The organism is Oxynema mangrovii CENA135, from assembly GCF_016632315.1.
Classification (GTDB): domain Bacteria; phylum Cyanobacteriota; class Cyanobacteriia; order Cyanobacteriales; family Laspinemataceae; genus Oxynema; species Oxynema aestuarii.
In genome coordinates this window covers 2,279,814-2,301,487 of the sequence record NZ_JAEOXH010000001.1, presented here as the reverse complement: position 1 = coordinate 2,301,487, position 21,674 = coordinate 2,279,814, and the positions used below count along the sequence as shown (strand labels likewise).

Genomic DNA, 21,674 nt, shown 5'->3' with positions numbered 1-21,674 from the left:
GGTTTGTCAATGAGATGGACACGGAATATCAGTTTGCGGGGAAGACGAGCATCGCGATCGCCCTATGTCAATGCTCGACAGCTTAACTCTTGCCTACTCACTCCCGATTCCCGATTCCCGATTCCCGACTCCCGACTCTCCACTCCTCAAAACCCCGACCGAACCGATCCAAGGACAGTAACTCGATGCTGGGGTGGACTCGGGCTGCCGATCGCTCCCCGGTCGTGTTATAGCCCCAATCGGCTAAATAAAGGGCGATCGCGTCGAGTTCGGGATATTTTCGCACGGCTTCCAGGGTTTTAAACCGATCTTCGACAAACCAAATCTGAGGCGGTTGCGATTCTTGGGCGAGTAATGTTTTGAGGATATCCGGCTTCGGTCGTTTCACGCCTTTTCCGTAGACCGCATCGCCATCGAGTTCGATTCCTTGTTGTCCCAACAGCGATCGCACGAAGCGTTCCTCTTTCGTCGTAATAATGACCAGTTTAATCCGTTCGCCAAGGGACGCCGAAGCTGTATCCCCCGTCTCTACAGGATCCACCAGGGGCTTGATGCGTGCGATCGTTCCCGGATAAAAGCGATGCAACGACAGCCACCCGTCTAAATCTGAGGCGATCCACTCGTCGCGAATCCGATCCAGGCGGGCGGCGATCGCCCCGGGATCGAGATCCTCTTCCGCGACGATCTTTTGGGAGATCGTCCCCCAATCCCGTAAAATTTGCTCGTCAGGCACCCCTTTGAGCAAAGCCCGGATTAATACGGGCATCTCCCAACCCGTTTCGATGACGGGTCGCAACGGATAAAAGCGTTCGGCTAAACCGGAAGGAGCGATCGCGGTCTCACCCTCCCAAATCTGGGCGTAAGTTCGCCACGCACTTTGAAAATATTCGATCGAACCGTCGCAAAGAACGCCGTCAAAGTCGAGGGCTAGCAGGGTGGGAATCGGTGCAACCATAGGCAAAACTCGCGCATCTCAGGGTCTATCTTCCCATATCTTCCACCCGTCCGGGGCGATCGCCCCTCGCCGGACTCCCATAGGACAAAGCCCGCCTCCTCGAAGGAAAGCGGGCTGGGTGTAGATGCTATACTCTGATGGCAAGCGTCCTCAATTCGAGTGGGTTAACTGCGAATCGACTCTCGTCGAATCCGTTAACTTCGATTCGGCCAACTGGGGCGGAAGGATTCGAACCTCCGAATGGCTGGACCAAAACCAGCTGCCTTACCACTTGGCGACGCCCCATCGACTTAACCTTCGTTATCTTAGCAGTTCATCCCCGAAGTTTGTCAACTGTTTTAGAAAAAATTTTTTCTTTTTCTTTCTTTTTCGGCGATCGCCGACGGCGCGATCGACTGAGGCTGTCGAGATCGATCCCCATCGGACGGTCGTCGTGGGTCGCGGCGATTCACGCGCACCAACTGGCGACGGCGGGCTGTTTGACGGGAATTTCGATAATAAATTCGCAGCCGTTGCCCGGTTCGGACTCGCAGGTGAGGTGGCCGCCGTGTTTCTCGACCACGATCTTATAACTGATCGACAGGCCCAACCCCGTTCCTTTACCGACGGGCTTGGTGGTGAAGAACGGATCGAACAGTCGTTTTTTAACCGATTCCTCAATTCCCGGGCCGTTATCGCGAATTTTAATTTTGACGTGAGACGGATTCCCTCGGGCGTCGGTTTGACAAACTTCTGTCGAGATCGTGAGGATCTGGGGATGGGGTTGGTTTTCCAACGCATCCATAGCGTTCGCCAAAATATTCATAAACACCTGATTGAGCTGTCCGGCGTAGCATTCGACGCGCGGCAAATCCCCATATTCTTTCACCAGTTCGATTCCGAGGTGTTTGCCCCTCGGTTTCCAGCGATTGTGCAGGATCAGCAAAGTGTTGTCGATCCCTTCGTGAATGTCTACGGGTTTCATTTCCGCTTCGTCCAAGCGGGAGAAGTTGCGCAGGGAGACGACGATCTGGCGGATGCGATCGGCGCCCATGTGCATCGACGAGAGAATTTTGGGCAAATCCTCCACCAGGAAATCGAGATCGATTTCTTCGGCTTTTTCTTTGAGTTCCTCCACCGGATCGGGATAGTAAAGCTGGTAAGCTTCGAGCAGTTCGAGTAAGTCTTGGGTATAGTTGTTGGCGTGAACGAGGTTCCCCGTAATAAAGTTGACCGGGTTATTGATTTCGTGGGCAATTCCGGCGACCATTTGACCCAAGCTCGACATTTTCTCGGTTTGAATTAATTGCGCTTGAGTTTGTTTGAGATTTTGCAGGGCTTCGCTGAGTTGTTGGGCTTGGGTTTGGGCGGCGAGGGCGGCGGCGTGAGTTTGGGCGTAGAGTTCGGCTTGGTCGATCGCCAGGGAAAGCTGATCGACGACGGCTTGCAGGAGTTCGACTTCACTTTGACTCCACGGACGCGGGCCGCTACAGTGGCTGCACACCACCGCCCCGAGTTGACCGGAACGAGTTTCCAACGGCAGCATCAGTTCGGAGGTAATGCCCATTTCGGCAATCAGCGATCGCGTCGTCTCTTCGAGATCGGTAGCGCTGGTGATGTCGTCGATGCGTAGGGCTTGTAAATTGCGGATTTTAACGGCAAGTTCGGCGCTTTGTTGCGGAGGATATTCGCACAGCAAGCTCGGCAATTCCGGGGCGCGGGCTTCGTGGGTGACCGTCAGGGTCGGCTGTTTGGCAATGGGTAGGTACCACAAGAAATGACAGCGATCGATTTGCAAGACGCTGCGGATTTCGTGAACGGCAGTTTCTAAAATCGTATCTAAATCGAGGGAGTTGCGGATTTGACTGGCGAGGCGGAACAGCAATCCTTCCCGACGCGAGAGCAGGGCTTCTTTGACCCAGGCGCGATCGACGGCGACGGCGAGACCACTGGTGACCCATTCGAGGGCGCTGCGGATGGCGGCGATCGCGCAATGACGCGAAATCACCGCGATCGCCCCGACGAGGCGATCTTCAACCATCAACGGATAAACCACCCAGTTAGCCCGGTCGGCTTCCTTTTCTTCTAACAGATCGAGCTTGTCCGTAACCGTCGAGATCTGTCCGTACAGTCGTTGGCGGTTGCACACGACTCTCCCGAGAGGAGACATCTGCGAATCGGCCCCACTCTCGCAAGTCATGGCTACCCGCGTCGGAAAGCGCTCCTCGTCAAAGGCTTCCCCCGCCACCACTTGCCGTTCGAGGAAGTTCGCCGTGCTGTTAATAATCCAAATTCCGGTGGAGCTGGCGTCGAGATGGTCGAGACAGATTTCGACCCCCCGTTGCAAAATTTCGGTCAGACTCCCCCCGTCGGCGAGCAGGCGCCCCATATCTTGACTGAGATCGGCGATCCGATCGCGCTGGTCGGCGACGGTGGCGTTAGCTTCGCGACGCCGGAGGGGTTTCGCCTCTTCGCGATCCGAACCCCCTTGGACTTCCGGACACAAGATCCCGTCGATCGACAGCAGGCGACCCCGGGAGTCGAAGGTCCCCCGACCCCGATCGCGCAGCCGTTTGTAGGTCCCCTCGCGATCGACGAGCCGATATTCCAGGTCGAAGGGTTGCGATCGCGCGATGCAAGATTGCATTTCCTCTTCGACGCGCTCGCGGTCTTCCGGGTGCAGCATCTGTTTATATTCGGCCCAGGTGTAGCTCGTTCCCCCTCCCGGCCCTCTCGACGCGGCCCCGGGTTGTCCCAAGCTCTCGACTAAGCGCCCTCCTAGAAAACGGCGCCAGTCGTCGTCCTCGAAACCGCTACTGCGATAAACCGCCACGGGTAGGTTATCCACCACGGTTTCGATGGGTATTGGCGTGGCTAAATTTCCCTCTGGCATCATGTTGACTGAATTGTTACTGTCTCGCAAACTATTCGATGCCCTCATGGTGTCCGATCCCAAATCACTTTGCCCTCGAAGACAGGCAATCTCTCTGACGGCGCTTTCCCCCGTCACCCCCTCTGACGTTGTTTTTTCGATTTGTGTCGTCCAAATCGCTAAGGGAAGGCCGTTGCGATTTCTCTGCGCCCGCCATTGACTCGTCAGCGCGATCGCTCGTGGCGAATGGCGATATCCTCCCTGATGGTCTCGTTCGCAAAGCGACGCCTTCGGCGTATCGCGTTTCCAATATATGATATCCCCTTGCCAGTCGCCATGCTCCCAAACTCGCTCGCGAATGGTCTCCCAACTCGGATTCCACTCTCGACCGACGAAGCGATCGATTTCGCGCCCGAGGGCTTCCGATTCTCTCCAGCCGTATAATTTTTCGGCCCCTTCATTCCAGGCGATCACTCGCCCTTTCATGTCGATTCCGATCGTGGCTCCCTCCGGATTGGCATCGCCTTCCCCTTGCGTTGTCCGTCGCCGCCTCTCCCGACCATCTTGCCGATCCGTCCACCTCCACGACCCGTTAGCCAGCCCGCCGGATTGCTCTAAATCCGCTTCGCACAAACGCGCCAGCGATCGGAAACTCTCTCGTTGCTCGTCGCTAATCGGCGCCGGATCCGGGGCGATCGCGCACAAACTCCCCACCCACAAACCGTTGCGGTCGTACAGGTCTTCTTGGAGGTAACGTCGGAATCCCAATCTCAATTTTCCCGCCAACCGACGGTCTGCTTCGACGTCGGCGATCGCCCAACCCTCTGCCCGGGTTCCTTCCTCTTGGGCGATCGCTGCAATTTGCTCGTAGAACTGCTTCACTGGCGCCAACTGCTCTCCCGACACCCCCACGGACGCCACCACCTGCACGGCTTTCTCCCCAGTGAGGACGACCGCCGCGATCGGGGTTTGGCAAATTTGCGCCGTCAAGCGGGTTAGATCCTGCAACGCCGACCCACCGGACTCGGGGGGTCTTTCTCCACCATAGCGCGCTTGTGGAGTCGCGGGGGCCGTTCTCACTAAAGGTCTATTCATCGTTGTTTTCTTTTCCCCTCTTGAAGCTGCTTCTCGCTGGCCAATAGCTCTCGCCTGGGAGGTTGTCATCCGGGATCGATCGGCTCTTGTTTCAATAGTACGTTTTGAAATTGGCGATCTGACAGTGTGAAATTGCGGATTTTTCGATCGATTTTTTGAGAATTTTCTTTTCGCAGCCATCAATCACCTTAATATTTTTATGATTTGAGGGATCCGATCGCGATCGGGGCATTCCCCTCTGGGTTCAATTTTAATGCTTCTTCCCCGAGCAAACTCTGCCAAAATCGATCGCAGTGGCGACGATTCCCGAAGGCGATCGCGCGATCTCGACGGCGATGCAGTTGACTCCCTTTATTGATTAGAGTTCCCGTCAATCCCGGTGGAGAAGTCTTACTTTTTAAAGTTATTTTTCAATTTCTTTAAAAGAAAATATTTTTTCTGTAAAGCACTCTCGTTCGCCCTCCCTTTTCTCCCTTCTCTTATCCGGCGTTCGCCCCCTGTTGGGATCCATTGGAGTACCGCGATCGTTGCGTTCGCACCTTCGCAAAGTGTCTGCGCCGAAAAATCGCTCGACCCGTTTCGTTCGCCCCCACCCTACTCCGAACTGACCCCCGATCTCCTCATTTCAGTCATCGATTTGGGTTTGTAACAAATTGCAAAGTTTTGAACTTCTCCTCAAGGCGATCGCTTCCGTAATCCACGCGATCGATTCGGAGAAAATTACGTAAGTATTTATACAGCTCTCGCTCGGTTTAAAAATACGCACAATAGCGGAGCCAATTTTCCCTCATCAGATGACAAGATCGAAGCGAACGAAACTTAATTTTAGGACAGTTGCCCACCCGACTTGAATGATGCTACGAGTTCCCGGTAATCCCCACGGTTTTACCCTCGGAATCTCTTTCGCCAGCCAAACCCTCTAATTTTCCATCTACCGTTTTAATCTCCCCTACTTTATACCCTCGCCAATTCCCCCTTTTTCATCCCCCCTTTATTTAATGACCCGAGTCATGTTATTAACAAAATTTTTGCATTTATTTGAGGGCGCGATTCTCCTGGGGAGACCCTGGGCGATTCTCCTGGGGAGACGCTTCGCGAACGCCCAAACTTTTAAGAAAATATCAAGATTTTATGATAAAAAACTTGACTGGAACAATCCTCACGATCGCGAGTCTGAGAACAACAAGTCAATCACCCTTGCCCTAATAGCAATCCCCTCCATCCCCCTAATTTCCCCGCCCATCAGATCGATCGTGGGAGCCTCCCGATTCTCTTCCGGATACACGTTGCAAACCCCCCCTCGAAACCGGAAAATTAGCAATTGCTACATTTTTAAACAAGTTTGAGAATTTTTGAAAACTTTTGTAACTGAAAGCAATGGGATCCTCCCTTTGCCACAAGATTTTTAAGAAGGAATACTCATTTCCTGAAGTTTCCCGCCGAAAAGATTACGGTTTGTAAACAAAATGACCGCCAAGGGGGCAAGAAAATTAAGTTTTCCCTAAGTTCGGCAGTCCGTAGTCTAAAGAAATACTAAAAGAATAGATAAAGGTGATCTAGACAACTGAATTCGACGATTTTGTTCGACAACAATTGATAATAATCACCGAGTTCAGTCAGTTAGGGGCACTTCAATGTCAAGCCTTCAAGACAAGCGATCGACTTCGGTTCGCACGACCCTCGACGTGACAGCCTCGATCCAAAAAACGCTCTTGAAAAGCGTTCGTGCAATTTGAAGCATTTTGGGCGACAAGCCAAGCCAGCCATCGATACCAATCGACAGCCAATCTATGAGGGGATAGCTCAGGGGTGCAACAGCAATCGCAATCTTCGGATTGCCAGCTCAAATATAGGAGATTCCATCATGTTCGCACCTGCCCGACTCATTCAATCCTCAACCAAAGTCATGCGACTCGAACAACCCCAACCCAACGAACAACAAGGCTTTCGCCATGTTATTTCCAAGTTGGGCGACGCCGTTGTCATTCTAGACGCACGAGGTTTGGTCAAATATCTCAATCCTGCCGCCGAAAGTTTATTTATGTGTCCGTCGCGAGAACTATTGGGCAAAGAAATTTTTGGAACGCGGGTGTTCGAGATCGAACAAGGTCAAATCGGAACGGAAACGATTTATCGCATGGGGGAACATGCGCTGGAAGGAACGCGGGTGGTTCAAACCCAAGTTGAAATTTTACGGCGGGGAGTGGAAGATGCGATCGCCGAAATGCGGGTTTCGGAAACAGAATGGGAAGGAGAATTTGCCATTATTGCTTCCTTACGAGATATTACCTCGCGGGTGAAAGCAGAAGAAGCCCTGCGACGCAGCGAAGCCCAATTGAGGGAACAAACCCGCCAACTCGAACAAACCTTACACCAACTCAAACAAACCCAAGCGCAACTGATCCAAACCGAAAAAATGTCCAGTCTCGGTCAACTCGTCGCCGGGATCGCCCACGAAATTAACAATCCGGTGAACTTTATTTCCGGTAACTTAAATTATGCCAACGAGTACGTGCAACAATTGGTGCGGTTGGTCGGACTTTATCAAACCTACTACCCGGAACCCGTTGCCGAAATCCAAGCCTATACAGAAGAAATTGAATTGGACTTTGTGAGCGAAGACCTGCCCAGATTGGTATCCTCGATGAAAATAGGAACCGATCGCATTTGTGAAATCGTGCGATCGTTAAAGAACTTTTCGCGAACCGACGAAGCACAACGCAAGAGCGTTAACATCCACGAGGGACTGCAAGGAACCTTATTGATTTTGCAAAATCGCCTCAAGCCGAAATCCGGAGGGCGGGCGATCGAAGCGATCGAAGAGTACGGTCACTTGCCCTCGGTAGAATGTTATGCCGGACAGCTCAATCAAGCCTTTATGAATATCATCAGCAATGCGATCGACGCTTTGGAAGAAGACGAGCAGATCGCACAGCCGACGATTTCGATTCGCACGGATCTGGTCGATCGCTCCCAAAGTCCCGACGGCGACGAGCGATCGTGGATCTCGATTCGCATTCGCGATAACGGACCGGGGATGGACGAAGCGACGAGACAAAAGTTATTCGATCCGTTTTTTACCACCAAACCCGTCGGCAAAGGAACCGGGTTGGGTCTGTCGATCACTTACCAAATTATCGTCGAAAAACATGGGGGTCAACTCGAATGCGTTTCCCGTCGGGGAGAAGGCACGGAATTTATTATTACCATTCCCGTATCCCTCAAAAGCGAGCGTTGCGGGCGAGTCTCCTCTTCAGACCCGACGCGATCGCCCAAAAGTGACGCGCCCGGTAGGGATTCGCACTGTTATCCCTACGACCTCAAGGCGAGTTAAACGGACACGACGAGACGGAATAGGGGAACGACGTAACTGGGTGCAGGAAGGATGACGATTCAAAAGCCAACACAATCAGGGGTCAGCGCAGACAATACGCCGGAGGCGTCGCTAAGCGCAAGGCGCACGCTGCGCGAACGCGAACGCCATAGCCAGACACTCGCCGTTCGAGCGAGGGAGTCCGAACCCCAAAGCCATCGGGGGTATTTCGAGCGGGCCGTGGGGAATTTATTACAAATGGCCCTCGATCTGACTCGGATGTCCGTCGCTCAGTTTTATGGGAGCGCCCCTCGCGGCTGGGATTGTCGGGTTGGCGATCGCGCGATCGCCCTACCCTTGAATCGCTCGTTTTACACGCGCTGCTTACCCGAGGGTAGAGTCAAGCGCACCCCGACCCTCGGGGAACTGGCGACGATCTCGATCCCGGCGATCGCCCCGGACGGTCGATGGGTCGGCAATATCTGGCTGTTCGACCCGATCGCCCACGATCCCGACCCCACCCAAACCGCCATTCTCCAAGGGATCGCCCGTCAAATCGGCATCGAAAGCCAATGGCTGCAATCGTGGCGGCGAGAAGCCGACCTTCGCCTAGGGTCTGCGTTCGCGAAGCGACTCCAACGCAGTGAGGAAAATCGCGACCTTCTCCACCTGGAAACCAGATCGGGAATGGGTTGCGATCGCACGGCGACGCCGGAGGCGGATCGCGCGATCGTGCCACCGGAGACAGGCGGAATGCCCCGGAATGCCTCCGGATCCTTGTGGGGCGATCCTTCCCACACCCTACCGACTTGGAGCGCCCGCTTTCCCACGCCGTTCGAGAACCCAGCCGAGGCGGGTGCTTCGCCGCAGGAGCGTCCCGGATGCGGGGGAGGTCTTCCGGCGAGCGATCGCCCCGAATATCGAACCTTGCAAACCCAGTTACGGGATCAAATCGAGCGCCGTCAGCAACTCGAACGGGACCTCGAACAAAGTCAAGATCGATTGCGAAAGGTCCTCGAAACGATTTCAAACGCAGTATGCTGTAAGCAGGAAAAAGAACGTTTCGAGGGCGCGACGAGAGCGATTGGCCTGGATCTACTGAGACTCGGAGCCGCTCGGATTGGAGGGCAAAACGGGGGTCAGATCGCTCGATACTTGCAAATTGACCCGAGATGGCCGTTCTTTTGGCAGTTTTTAGGCAATGGCGACGGGGAGGCGACCGACCGACGGCGGTTAGAAGTCAACTCGACTTACTGCTTGGTGTGTCCTGATGGAGAAAACCTCCAAGATGTAGCGTTCTGGACAATCCCTTTGTTGTCCGCGCCAGGGAAAACCAACGCAACAGCGAGATTCGAGTCGGCATGGAAACGGCGATCGCCGGGCGAGTTTTACCCGAGTGCAACCCGCAAGCCGGAGATGGGATCCGAGAAGGGCGTCGAGGTTGCGATGAAAGAGGGGTCGAGAGAACATACTCCCACGAACGACCTACTCGATGGGTCGGAAACCGTACACCGGGAAACCCTGGCGAAGATGAGGGATCCGGTGTTTATGACCGACGATCGCGGCGAGTTTACCTTTGTCTGTCCGAATGTCGAAGGACTTTTCGGCTATTCGATCGCGGAAATGCAAGCCTTGGGTAATGTCGAGGAGCTTTTGGGAGAGAACTTATTCGATCGAGCCGAACTCGATCGCCGGGGGGAAATTTATAACATCGAACGGCAAGTGTACGACAAAGCCGGACGGTGCCATCGGTTGCCGATCGCGGTCAAGCGCGTGGCGATCGAACGCGGACGCTTGCTGTACAGTTGTCACGACATTACCGACGCTCCGGAGATCGCCACGCACGCCGGGGAGGCACTGACGGAAGCGAACACCCCGGATCCGAGCGATCGAGATCCCCTCACCGGATTGCCCAATCGCAGCTTTTTCCTCAACACCTTGAGAAGGGTTGCCGACTACCACGGGAGTGATTCTAGGCGTTTGGCAGTTCTGTTTTTAGATTTGGATCGGTTTAAGTTAATTAATGAAAGTTTGGGTCACGCGATCGGCGATCGCCTCTTAATTGAAGTCGCCGACCGCTTGTGTCGCACCTTGAGCAGTTGCAAGTTATCCAAGTCCCACTCGACCTACGTCGTCGCGCGCCTCGGCGGCGACGAGTTCGCCATTCTCCTCGATCCGATCGAGGGTATTGAAGAAGCCCTCGCTCTCGCCGAATGTCTGCAAGCGGCGATCGCGGTTCCCTGTCAGATCGAAGGACACGAACTCTTCAGTACCACCAGCATCGGTATCGCCACCTCCGGTAACGAATGCGATCGCGTCGAGGACTTGTTGCGCGATGCCGATACGGCGATGTATCGAGCCAAAGGCTTGGGGGGAGCCAGACACCAAGTGTTCGATCCCGCCATGCGCGATCGCGTCACGACCCGCTTGCAACTCGAAACGGACTTGCGCTGGGCGATCGTCCGCCAGGAATTTTTCATCCAGTACCAGCCGATTGTCGCCCTCGAAAGCGGTCGCATTTGCGGCTTTGAAGCCCTCGTGCGCTGGCAGCACCCCCGGCGCGGGTTGGTCTCGCCCGATCGCTTCATCCCGATTGCCGAAGAAACCGGATCGATCTTACCCCTCGGGCGTTGGATTCTCGACACCTCGATCGCCCAGTTGCACGCTTGGCAGCAGCAATTTAGCCAAGATCCACCCTTGACGTTAAATGTCAATCTCTCGGGAAAACAATTATTTGAAACCGATTTAATCCTCGAACTCGACCGGATCTTAGCCCGATATCCGATCGTCCCGGGAACGCTGAAACTGGAAATTACCGAAACGGTGTTGATGGAGAATGCCGCCTCAGTAGAGACCTTACTCGAACAGTTTCGAGCGCGTCAGATTCAAGTGTGCATCGACGATTTCGGTACGGGATATTCGTCGTTAAGTTATTTGCGCCGCTTTCCCATCGATACCCTCAAAATCGACCGCTCCTTTGTCGCCAGCATGGGAATCGACCGCGAAAATAGCGAAATCGTTCGCGCGATCGTCATGCTCTCCCACAATCTCAATATCGACGTCACCGCAGAAGGGGTAGAAAGCGAGGAACAGCTCGTGCAGTTGTGGGCCTTGCAGTGCGAATACGCTCAGGGGTATTTTTTCTCGAAACCCCTCGACGCCGATCGCGCGACGGAGTTCATCGCCTCCGGTCCGCAATGGTGAGGGATTCGACTTCTGGAAACGGGAGGTCTCTCCCCCGGCTTCCCCCTCCTTCGCACTTGCGTCCCAACTTTACAAAATGTTGAACGATCGAACCGCGATCGCCCCCGAATTGCCCCTCGTTTTCCGGGAATTTACGGTGGAAACTTCGGAGGATTTGTTTCTACAATAGACCTTGAACGAATATAATGGGCAATCAGTATAAAATCGCCTGTTAAGGACGAAAGAATTGTTGCGAAACGCGATCGCCCGTTCGAGGCGATCGCCCGTGTAACGGTAAAGTTAAGCCATGTATGAGGTGGCTCTCACGGGATCGAACCGCCTGCCGGGGATTCGGTCAGCCCGACAACCAGAAAAGAGTGCAGATGCAACCCGTCGAGGCGATCGCAAGCATTGGCATCTGTAATCCGTCGCGACGATCCCTTTAAAAGTTTATCCCAGGGGCGTACTTCTAGGAGTCATCGAGGTTTTCCGGTTCCTCTATTTATGGACTTGCTTGAGATGACCGCCGTTGTTTTACTGCTAAAGTCATGATGACTCATTCTCTTAGTTCGTTGCCAAGTATTTTATCTGTAGATGACGATCGCTTGATCCATTTATTAGTTGAAAAAATGTTAAGCGATCGGTGTCGCTTATTCATTGCACTCAATGCCGAAGAGGCATTATCCCAACTTCTGCATCAGAAAATTGATTTGTTACTGCTCGATGTTTCCATGCCCGGAATTAGCGGGTTGGAACTGTGCCGCATTGTCAGACAACTGCCGCACTGCGAAAAAATTCCCATTATTATGCTTACTGGCAGAAATAGTCCGTTCGATCGCGTCCAAGGCTGTTTGGCAGGAGCCACAGAATATTTAACAAAACCTTTTCAACCCAACGAGTTATGTCAGATCGTCGATCGCTATCTCGACACTTCCGTATGCCATTCCACTTGTGTCTTAGACGATCGCACCCCGATGGTTAACCGATGAGTGCCGACGCCCGCCGACGGCCTTCCCCATGAGTTTTGGCGAGGACGCCCTCGTCAAGCCTCGTGGCGACTAAATCTAGAACGGCGGGTCTTTCGAGAGGTTTCCTCGGGCAAATTGGAGGGGTTCGGGCGCTTTTTTTGAAGGAGTCCGGCCTTTTTTTGTGCCTGTTTTTCGCCGGGTTCGCGTATAGCCTACCCTACGGGAAGCCGCTTCGCGTCTACGGCATGGCGTCGCTAGCGCGGAGCGTTCGCCTTGCGCCGAGCGACTCCAAAGGAGGATCGCGAAGGGACTTCCCAAGAGGATCGTTCCGGTGTAAAAATGAGTGCCACCTTGCGAAACGTGGGGATCGAAAACGAGTCCAATTCGCGATCGCCAGCCCTCTGTCGGCAGTGAATAAACGAGGCTTCGCCACAGTTGCATCTTCCTTCACACAACTTAAAACAGCATCGTCACCCCCCGGAAAGTCCCCTATGATAAAAGCTAGGGAGAAGAGCGAATTTATTGTTCGATCCCGGGAGAAAAAAGAAGGTCAAAGCTATAAAGCGGGCAGGGAGTCAAAGATGTCAAAAGTATTAGTCGTCGATGATGTTTACAGCGAATTAGAATTGATGTGTCGCATTCTCCGAGAAGCGGGAATGGACGTCGCCGAAGCCAGAAACGGAGAAGAAGCGATCGCCCGAATTCGAGAAAATTTGCCCGACGTAGTGATTTTAGACGTAATCATGCCCGGCATGAACGGCTTTGAAGTGATCCGCGAACTGCGCGACGATCCGAAAACTAAAAATCTCCCGGTGGTCTTCTGCTCGCAAAAAAACACGGAAATCGATAAAGTATGGGGAATGGAGTTAGGTGCAGATGCGTACCTGACCAAACCCTTCGAGCCGCAACAACTGGTGCATATGGTCGAGCGGCTGAGTTAACCCCGCGCCCTTGCCGTCAGGAAGCATCTGTTAACGTGCAAGCGCAACCTCTTTCTGCTGTTGTTATGAGTGCATTGAGTCCGTCGAGTTCTCCAGTGTCGAACGAAAAAGAATCGTCAACTTCGATCGACAGCCGACAATTTTTGATTTTCAAACAAGATAACAGTTGGTTTGCCATCGATTTGACGGTCGTGCGAGAAGTCTTGTTTGCGAGCGCCCAACCGATTGCTCCGGTGCCCAACACGCGCTCGTTCGTGTTGGGGTTGACGAACTTGCGCGGCGAGATTCTCGCCGTCGCCGATTTCGGGCGTTCCATCGGCAGCACACCCTCGGAAAGCGGGGGAAGTGAGGAGGAAAGCGAGATCGATCGCCACAGGCGGATTTTGGTATTAGAAGCGGGTAACCCGAACGATCCCGGGGGCGGACCGATCTTAATGGGATTGGTAGTGTCCCAGGTTAGCGGGGTGTTTGCGATCGATCTCGATCGCATTGTCTCCGCCGTAGAAGTCAGCGAAGAACTCGCTCCCTTCGTTCGAGGGTTATACGATTGGGAAGGGCAATTATTGACGATCGTCGATGTCGAAGCGATCGCCCATTACCAACAGTGGTAATCCGAAGCAGAAAGGCTGACGGGTCTCGAACCCCCATAGCCATGCCGCACGGCTGCGTCAAGGGTTCTTGCCGGACGATTTGGTTCGTCGCCTCGGCTCGATCTCCCCTGCGATCGCCAGGATAACCACGGTGCCGAGGTTCAAAAACTGAACAACCAACGCGAGATCGCGCAATTTTCAACTATGGGATTTAGCAACCTGCTTTTCGCACTGGTTCCGGACGCCTCGACCGCCGGGCCGCTCTGGTGGGAGGGAGCCATCCACGCCATCCTCGCGTTGGGATATGCTACCGCAGCCGGACTCTCCCTCGTCACCTGGGTTGGAGAACGCCCCCTTCGCGAAACCCCCGCGCGAGGACAACTCCCCTTCGCCGTGGTGGTGGTCGTCCTCGTCGCCGCCAGTACGGCCCAAGGCGTCGCCGCCAGTCGAGCCTGGGCTGACGCCGTGCCGAAAAGCCTGGAAATGGTCGGGTGGGGCGTTGAAACGGTAGGAATATGGCTGCTGTGCGCGACGATCGCCGCCCGAGGTCGCCAACTAGCCGCCCGCGTGCAACTCGGTTTGAAACCCACAGCCGCCTTCGTATACGAAACCATCGAACGCCTGCCCTTGGGCGTAGCCTGGAAAGACGAAAACGGAGCCTATCTCGGCGCCAATCGGCGCTTTATCGCCACCGTGGGTCTCGACGAAGACCCCTCGACCCCCTCGCAAAGCCACGCCGACCTCGTCGCCGGAAGGAAATCGAACGCCCTCGACCTTGCCGCCGCCGAACTTGCGCGTCGCGCGATCGCCACCGGACAAGCGCAAGAGCGGATCGTCCCCCTCGATTCGAGCGCTGCGGCCCGCACGAGCGAAGCCGTGCCGAAAGCCAGACGCGCTCGCCTCCAAGTCATTCCCTTGGGCGACGCTCCTGGGGAGACGCTTCGCGAACGCCGCGTCACGATGCTCGTCGTCGAAGATCTCGAACCGAGCGAACCGCTCGAACCCGCGCCGAACCGACATCGCAACAACTGGGACAGCCTCTTTCACGGTCTCGACGACGCCTTATTCGTCCACGACCTCCAAGGTCGCGTCCTCGACGTCAATCAAAAAGCCTCGACCCTTTACGGAATCGAGCGATCGCGGCTCCAGGAAATCGAGATCGCCCGCGACTGCTCCGCCCCCGGCAACCCGACCGAGAACTTGAGCGATCTCTGGAACCGCGCGATCGCCGGAACCGTGCAGCACTTCAACTGGAAAGCCAAACGCTGCGACGACCGCCGCCCCTTCGACGTCGAAATCACCTTAAACCGCATCGACTACAACGACCGACCCGCCATCCTCGCCCACGTGCGCGAAATCGGGCATAGCCTGCGCATCCAAAAAGAACTGCGCCAAAGCGAAACCCAACTGCGCCTGTTCGTCGAACATACCCCCGCCGCCGTCGCCATGCTCGACCGCGACCTGCGCTATCTCGTCGTCAGTCGGCGCTGGCTGCAAGACTACGAATTGGGAGATGCAGACACCGACGTGCGCTCCCTCGTCGGGCGATCGCACTACCAACTATTCCCCGAAATTCCCGAATCCTGGAAACAACTGCACCGACGAGTTTTAAACGGCGAAAGCCTCAAAAGTGACGGCGAAGCCTTTCCCCGCGCCGACGGTCGCACCGACTGGATACGCTGGGAACTCTACCCCTGGATCGAAGAGTCCGGCAGCATCGGCGGCTTGATGATGTTTACCGAAGTCATTACCGAGCGCAAACAAGCCGAACTCGAACGGGCGCGCCTGTTAAACATCCTCGAATCGAGCCTCAACGAAATCTACGTCTTCGATCGCGACAGCCTCCAATTCCAATACGTCAATCGAGGCGCCGCCAATAACTTAGGCTACTCCCCCGCCGAGATTTTGGCCTCCAGCGCCCTCGACATTCAAGCCAACGCCGACCTGGGCTCCATAGAAGCAGCGATCGCCCCCTTGCTCGACGGTCGGCAAGATCGGGTCGTGTTCGACAACCAGCACCGACGCGCCGACGGCAGCACCTACCCCGTAGAGGTTCACCTCCAACCGATCGAGTGGGACGAACGACACGCCTTTTTAGCCGTCGCCCTCGACATCAGCGATCGCCGCCGTGCCGAACGAGCGCTTTTAGAGAGCGAGCGACGGTTTCGGACCATGGCGGATACCGTTCCCGCCCTGATTTGGACCACCCGCGCCGACGGACGAGCCGACTACTTCAACAAAGGGTGGCAGGACTTTACCGGACGGGCGATCGAGCGCGATTTGGGGTACGGTTGGGCCGAAGTCTTTCATCCCGAAGACCGCGATCGCAGCGTCGGCGCTTACGAACGGGCCTTTAGCGCCCGCCAACCCTTTACCCTCGAAACCCGCTTGCTGCAGGCTTCCGGCGAATATCGCTGGTTGCTCGTCAGTGCGGTGCCGCGCTACGACAGCGACGGCGAATTTCAAGGTTTCATCGGTTCGTGCTTGGATATCGACGATCGCAAACAAGCCGAACAAGCCTTAAAAGAAAGCGAAGAAGGATATCGGGCCTTAATCGACGGCGTGCGCGACTACGCCATCATCCGCCTCGACCCTCAAGGGACCGTCGTCAGTTGGAACGCAGGCGCGCGCCGGATTAAAGGCTACAACACCTCCGAGATCGTCGGGCGCTCCTTCGAGTGCTTCTACTCCCCCGAAGATCGCGAACGGGGTCAACCCCAACGCGAACTCCAAATCGCCGCCAGTCAAGGACGCTTTGAAAACGAAGGGGTGCGGGTTCGTCGAGACCGCAGTCAATTTTGGGCCAACGTCATCCTCACCGCCTTGCGCGACGACAACGGCGAACTGCGCGGCTTTACCAAAGTGACCCGGGACATTTCCGATCGCCGACAAACCCAACAAGAGCTAGAACGACTGACCGCCGAACTCGAACGCCGGGTCAAAGAACGCACCGCCGAACTCGAACGGGCCAACGCACAACTGCAACGAGAAATCGGCGATCGCGCCCTAGCCGAAGAACAGTTAGCCGAACTCGCCGCCGCCCGCAAAGCCGAAGCCGACGCGATCGCCCAACAAGCCATCCAACTGCTCGGGCAGATCAAAGGCGCCGCCCGAGGGGACTTGCGCGTCCGCGCCGAAGTCACCAACGACATGCTCGGCGCCTTGGCAGACTCGTTCAACTTCCTGATTTCCTCCCTGCGTAAAATCGTTACCGGAATCGCCCAACTAGCCACCGAAGTCAAAGCCGAAACCGGAGCCTCGATCGCCAACACCCAAGAACTGGCGAAAATGGCCGGAGCGCAAGCCCGCCAAATCGAACGAGCCCTCGCCCAAATCGAACAAATGGCCCGTTCGATTCAAAACGTCAGCGAAGTCTCGCGCCAAACTCAAGAAGTCGCCGAACAAGCGCAGCAAAAAGCCCAAGTGGGCGGCGAATCGGTCGATCGCGCCGTCGCCGGAATCGCCCAATTGCGCCAGACGATCGCCCAAACCGCCAAAATGATGAAGCGTCTGGGAGAAAGTTCGCAGCAAATCGGCAAAATCGTCACCTCGATCTCCCAAATTGCCGCCCAAACCAACTTACTCGCCCTCAACGCCACCATCGAAGCCGCCCGCGCCGGAGAGCGGGGCTTGGGATTTGCCGTCGTCGCCGAAGAAATTCGCAAGCTCGCGGACCGTTCCGCCGGGGCGACCGAGGAGATTTCCGAAATTGTCGAGCAGATTCGCACTGAAGTCGGGCGGGTCTCGGAAGCGATGGAGGCGGGCACTCAAGAGGCGATCGCCGGAACCCAACTGGCGGCAGATGCGAAAACCCATCTCAATGCCATTATCGAGGTCAGTCAGGAAATGAATGAATTGGTACAAACGATAACTAAAGCGACAATGAAACAAACGGCGGGAGCGGAGGCAATCGCAAAGGTAATGAATCAAGTGAGTGTTATTTCTGAGGGAACAGCTCATAAATCGGTAGAAGTGCGTTCCTCTCTCGACGGATTGGCGATCGCGGTCAACCAATTGCAAGAGTCCGTCGCCAATTTTCGCTCTTAACCCTTTCTTTTGGCAGCGTCTCGGGGATGCATCTCTCCCCTTAAATTCGTCCGTGATTGCTTTATAAAAACGCTATATCCGCTTTTAAAATAACCTTGATTAATGGTAATTTTTGACTTATGACTCCCCTCGATCCGGAAGATTTTAACGAACTCCTCGGCGCCTTTATTGCAGAAACTCAAGAATTTTTGCAATTGTTGGAAAGCCAACTTTTATCGATGGAAGAGGCTACGACCAAGGAAGCACGAGAACAGCAAGTTAAAGATTTATTTCGGGCGGCTCATTCGATTAAAGGCTCGGCCTTAATGTTCGGATTTGAGGAGTTGTCCAGTGCGGCTCACGCCTTGGAAGATTGTTTTGCAATTTTACGCGATCGCGCCGATTTGAGCGAATTACCACCGGAAACGATTACGATGTTATTGCAAGGGGTGGATGCACTCAAGCAGATGAGCGAGCGCGCTACCCAACAAGCTCAAACGACGGGAACGACGAGTTTACCGGATGAGCCGAGTCAAGAAGCTCGGGCGATCGAGGCGATAAAAGATCAAATGATAGAAACCTTTAGGGTCGCCGACCTCGATGCTACAGAAGCTACGCCGCCATGGTTGCAAAATAATTCGGGAAATCGTTCGGCAATTCGGATTATTTTCGAGCAAGAATTACCGCCAATTTTTAATCGTTTGGAAACGGAACTTTCCCAAGCAAAATCGGATAGTTTAGAGGAAACGATAAATATTCTCAACGAGATTTATTACCAGCTCTCCGGACTGGCGGGAATGTTACAAATTCCGGAATTCGGACAAATTGCCGACCATTTGCGCGCTCTGGTCGATACGCCCAATTTAAGCTTAGAACAATTACAGCAGTTCGGTTGGGCGATCGCCCAAAATTTACAATCGGCCCGCGATCAAGTTTTACAAGAACGATCGATCTCCATTCAACCTTTAGATTTGAGTCCTCTGGCTACCGCCGCCGCGCCCGACCCGGTAGAGGCGGACTCGACCCCGGACTCTTCCTCAGCGTCAGAGACGCCCCCCGAGCGCAGTTCCGAGGGGTCGGCGACGATCCCGGAAGCCCCGCCGGAACCGACGCCGGAAGCTACGGCGACACCTCACGAAACTGCCAATCCCGGATCGGGCGGCGCTACGGTCGTCCGCCCGAGTATCCGCGTCGAACTCGATCGCCTCACGGAGTTAGTCAATCTGGTCGGCGAGTTGGTCATCAATCGCACGAATTTAGAATTGCAATCGAATCAGTTACGCGGTGAAGTCAAGCGTCTGCGGCGCAGCATTCGCGATTTGAATCAGTTTGGGGTGCAGTTACGGGAGGAATACGACCGTCTCGCCGGACATCGAGGCCCGATTATCCCATTGGGTGACGCTCGCGAAGCCTATCCAAACGAGAATCGCACGAGCGACCACGATTTTGACGAATTAGAACTCGATGAATATACAGAGTTTCATACAACTGCTCAAGAGGCGATCGAAACGACCCAGGCGATCGCTCATTCGGCGAGCCAAATTGATGAAGTGACCCTCAAACTCGATTCGAGTACGGACCACTTGCGCCGGATTTGCGATCGTCTGCGATCGCGGGTGATGCAATTGCGCGTCGTCAGTTTCAGTCGCGCGGTAGACCACCTGCCTCGCGCTTTGCGCGACCTATCTCGCACTTACAGTAAAGAAGTCAATTTGCTCCTGCTCGGACGGGAAACCAAAATTGACGAAAGTCTCTTGCACGCCTTGCGCGATCCCCTCGTCCATCTCGTTCGCAATGCCTTCGATCACGGCATCGAGTCTCCCCAAGAACGCAAAGCGGTCGGCAAACCCCCAAGCGGTCAGATCGAAATCGAAGCGCGACATCAAGGCGGTCAAACGATTATTACAATTACTGACGATGGGAAAGGGATCGACCCCGACGGGATCCGTCGCCGTGCCGTCGAACTCGGTTTAGTGGCCCCGGAACACGCTCAAGACCTGTCTCTGGTGGATCTTTACGATTTTTTATTTTGGCCCGGGTTCAGCACGATCGAGCGGGTCGGCGAGTTGTCCGGTCGGGGGGTCGGACTCGATATCGTCCGCACCAATTTGCGCCAAGTGCGCGGTACGGTCAAGGTCGATTCGCGGCTCGGTCGCGGTACGACGTTTACGATTAAATTGCCGTTGATGCTCTCGATTGCCGATGCCTTAATGGTTAGGAGCGATCGTCATATCTTGGCAGTTCCATTAGATGCGGTCGAGGAAATTCTCCACGTGGCCGATACGTCTAGTCCAAGTGGCCGCGAACGGACGACGGAAACGGAATATGCGGTGCAGATGTTAGGTCATCAACCGATGTTGCGCTGGCGCGAGGAGTATATCCGTTTGGTTCCCCTTCAACAGTTATTGCATTACCAGGATACGACGATCGATTGTCCGTCTCCGATTCCGGTCGGACTCGAATACATTCCGGTTCTGGTGCTGACCTCTAGCGAGGGGATCGTGGCCCTCGCCGTCGAACGTCTCCTCGGACAACAGGAAATTGTCGTCAAACCGCTTCCTTTACCCCTGTCGAAGCCTCCAGGAATCCTCGGCTGTACGATTCTCGGGGACGGACAGGTGGTGAGCATCCTCGATGTCGATGATTTGATCGCGAATGTGCGTCCCCAAGTCTCGCCGTCGGCGGGGACGGCAATGGTGCGGATGCACTCCGGAGTTGAAGGGAACCGAGACCGTCGGGCGGCGATCGCGTCTGGCGAGGGAGATGTGCCGTTTTTATTGCCTCCGTCCCGATCTCAACCCCAAATTTTGGTGGTCGATGATTCGTATACGATTCGTCAGATGCTCTCGCTGACGCTCAAGCGCGCTCGTTATCGGGTGGCTCAGGCCAAGGACGGTCAAGATGCCCTCGAACAATTACAGTCGGGGCGCGATTGTGCTTTGGCGATCGTCGATATTGAAATGCCCCGCCTCGACGGGTTTGAGCTATTACGCGCTCTTAAGGCCGATCCGCAACTGGCTCGCATTCCCGTGGCGATGTTAACCTCTCGCAGTGGGGCGAAACACCGTCAAATGGCAATGGACTTAGGTGCGGTTCAGTATTTTACGAAGCCTTATAACGAACCGCAATTACTCAGCGCGATCGCTCAATTGGTCGGGGGTTAATGGCGGCTGTTTTGGTTGGGCTTGTTCATTGTTTTCGTTTTATCGGAAATTGAGTATGGTTTTACCAAGTTCGAGTTATACTCGCCGCTTTCATAACAAACGCATCGAGCGCAAACGAACGCCAAAACGTAAAGTGGTGACGTTTAAGTTGGGAAATACGATGTGGGCGATTTCGATTGAAAGCGTGCAACGGGTTCTTAAGGAGTTTAGGTCTTACGGGACTTTAGCAAGCGGTCGCAGTTTGGTGAATTTTGATAATGAGGCGATCGCTTTAGTGGATTTGGCTCAGTTTTTTTTAGGGGATAGTGAAGAAGTAAGGAATTATCAATATTTGATTATTTCGACGATCGAGTACGTTGGAGGAGGCGACGGAGGTGAGAAGGTGGAAAGATTGGCGATTCCCATTCCTCAACTTCCCAGCATTTTAGAAGTTTCTGAAGATAAGTTTGAAACGGTTCCGCAGATTTATCGAGAGGGATTTGAAGGGGCTCCTACATCCGGGAGTCCGCCAGAGGCGATCGAGAAAATTTTACATCTGCCGAATGGGGAGATTGCATTTTATTTGAATTTGGATGTATTAATTCGACC

The 21,674-nt window shown here is 54.7% G+C and carries 11 protein-coding genes and 1 tRNA gene (1 of these 12 only partly in view); 8 read left to right on the top strand and 4 right to left on the bottom strand.

Annotated elements, in window-relative coordinates:
* Positions 1–97 precede the first annotated feature (97 nt).
* The 4 genes from JJD41_RS09065 to JJD41_RS09050 all read right to left on the bottom strand — a co-directional run bounded on the left by JJD41_RS09065 (position 98) and on the right by JJD41_RS09050 (position 5,275).
* On the bottom strand, positions 98–955 hold the full coding sequence (locus JJD41_RS09065; RefSeq protein ID WP_200665628.1) for an HAD family hydrolase: 858 nt from the start codon (positions 953–955) through the stop codon (positions 98–100).
* A gap of 213 nt (positions 956–1,168) precedes the next feature.
* Positions 1,169–1,240 (bottom strand) — tRNA-Gln (locus JJD41_RS09060).
* A gap of 163 nt (positions 1,241–1,403) precedes the next feature.
* Positions 1,404–4,901 carry an ATP-binding protein gene (locus JJD41_RS09055; RefSeq protein WP_200665627.1) on the bottom strand — a complete coding sequence of 1,166 codons (3,498 nt, stop codon included), beginning with the start codon at positions 4,899–4,901 and terminating at the stop codon, positions 1,404–1,406.
* Between the two features lie 197 nt (positions 4,902–5,098).
* Positions 5,099–5,275, bottom strand: coding sequence for a hypothetical protein (locus JJD41_RS09050; RefSeq protein ID WP_200665626.1), 177 nt, complete (start codon positions 5,273–5,275; stop codon positions 5,099–5,101).
* A gap of 1,490 nt (positions 5,276–6,765) precedes the next feature.
* Here JJD41_RS09050 and JJD41_RS24710 point away from each other — a divergent pair.
* The 8 genes from JJD41_RS24710 to JJD41_RS09010 form a co-directional block, all read left to right on the top strand.
* The gene (locus JJD41_RS24710) at positions 6,766–8,235 is read left to right on the top strand and encodes a PAS domain-containing sensor histidine kinase (protein ID WP_200665625.1); all 1,470 of its coding nucleotides are present in this window, start codon (positions 6,766–6,768) and stop codon (positions 8,233–8,235) included.
* Positions 8,236–8,286: 51 nt separating this feature from the next.
* Positions 8,287–11,418: an EAL domain-containing protein gene (locus JJD41_RS09040; protein ID WP_200665624.1), complete on the top strand. Its 3,132-nt coding sequence runs from the start codon at positions 8,287–8,289 to the stop codon at positions 11,416–11,418.
* A 527-nt stretch (positions 11,419–11,945) separates the two neighbouring features.
* Positions 11,946–12,386, top strand: coding sequence for a response regulator (locus JJD41_RS09035; protein WP_370583766.1), 441 nt, complete (start codon positions 11,946–11,948; stop codon positions 12,384–12,386).
* Between the two features lie 560 nt (positions 12,387–12,946).
* The gene (locus JJD41_RS09030; RefSeq protein ID WP_200665622.1) at positions 12,947–13,306 is read left to right on the top strand and encodes a response regulator; all 360 of its coding nucleotides are present in this window, start codon (positions 12,947–12,949) and stop codon (positions 13,304–13,306) included.
* A 65-nt stretch (positions 13,307–13,371) separates the two neighbouring features.
* Complete coding sequence (locus JJD41_RS09025) at positions 13,372–13,917, top strand: chemotaxis protein CheW (RefSeq protein WP_200665621.1); 546 nt, start codon at positions 13,372–13,374, stop codon at positions 13,915–13,917.
* A gap of 183 nt (positions 13,918–14,100) precedes the next feature.
* Positions 14,101–17,943 (top strand): methyl-accepting chemotaxis protein, encoded by a 3,843-nt coding sequence (locus JJD41_RS09020; RefSeq protein WP_200665620.1) that lies wholly within the window; start codon positions 14,101–14,103, stop codon positions 17,941–17,943.
* A gap of 119 nt (positions 17,944–18,062) precedes the next feature.
* Positions 18,063–21,086: a hybrid sensor histidine kinase/response regulator gene (locus JJD41_RS09015; protein ID WP_200665619.1), complete on the top strand. Its 3,024-nt coding sequence runs from the start codon at positions 18,063–18,065 to the stop codon at positions 21,084–21,086.
* 55 nt (positions 21,087–21,141) lie between these two features.
* Positions 21,142–21,674, top strand: partial view of a chemotaxis protein CheW gene (locus tag JJD41_RS09010; protein WP_200665618.1) — the 5' portion only. It continues 28 nt past the right edge of the window; only the first 533 of its 561 coding nucleotides appear in the window; the start codon lies at positions 21,142–21,144; the stop codon falls past the right edge of the window.

Excerpts from the sequence above, each read along its gene's own strand:
- JJD41_RS09065 (WP_200665628.1), bottom strand. The coding sequence starts at position 955 with ATGGTTGCACCGATTCCCACCCTGCTAGCCCTCGACTTTGACGGCGTT.
- JJD41_RS09055 (WP_200665627.1), bottom strand. The coding sequence starts at position 4,901 with ATGAATAGACCTTTAGTGAGAACGGCCCCCGCGACTCCACAAGCGCGC.
- JJD41_RS24710 (WP_200665625.1), top strand. The coding sequence starts at position 6,766 with ATGTTCGCACCTGCCCGACTCATTCAATCCTCAACCAAAGTCATGCGA.
- JJD41_RS09040 (WP_200665624.1), top strand. The coding sequence starts at position 8,287 with ATGACGATTCAAAAGCCAACACAATCAGGGGTCAGCGCAGACAATACG.
- JJD41_RS09035 (WP_370583766.1), top strand. The coding sequence starts at position 11,946 with ATGATGACTCATTCTCTTAGTTCGTTGCCAAGTATTTTATCTGTAGAT.
- JJD41_RS09030 (WP_200665622.1), top strand. The coding sequence starts at position 12,947 with ATGTCAAAAGTATTAGTCGTCGATGATGTTTACAGCGAATTAGAATTG.
- JJD41_RS09025 (WP_200665621.1), top strand. The coding sequence starts at position 13,372 with ATGAGTGCATTGAGTCCGTCGAGTTCTCCAGTGTCGAACGAAAAAGAA.
- JJD41_RS09020 (WP_200665620.1), top strand. The coding sequence starts at position 14,101 with ATGGGATTTAGCAACCTGCTTTTCGCACTGGTTCCGGACGCCTCGACC.
- JJD41_RS09015 (WP_200665619.1), top strand. The coding sequence starts at position 18,063 with ATGACTCCCCTCGATCCGGAAGATTTTAACGAACTCCTCGGCGCCTTT.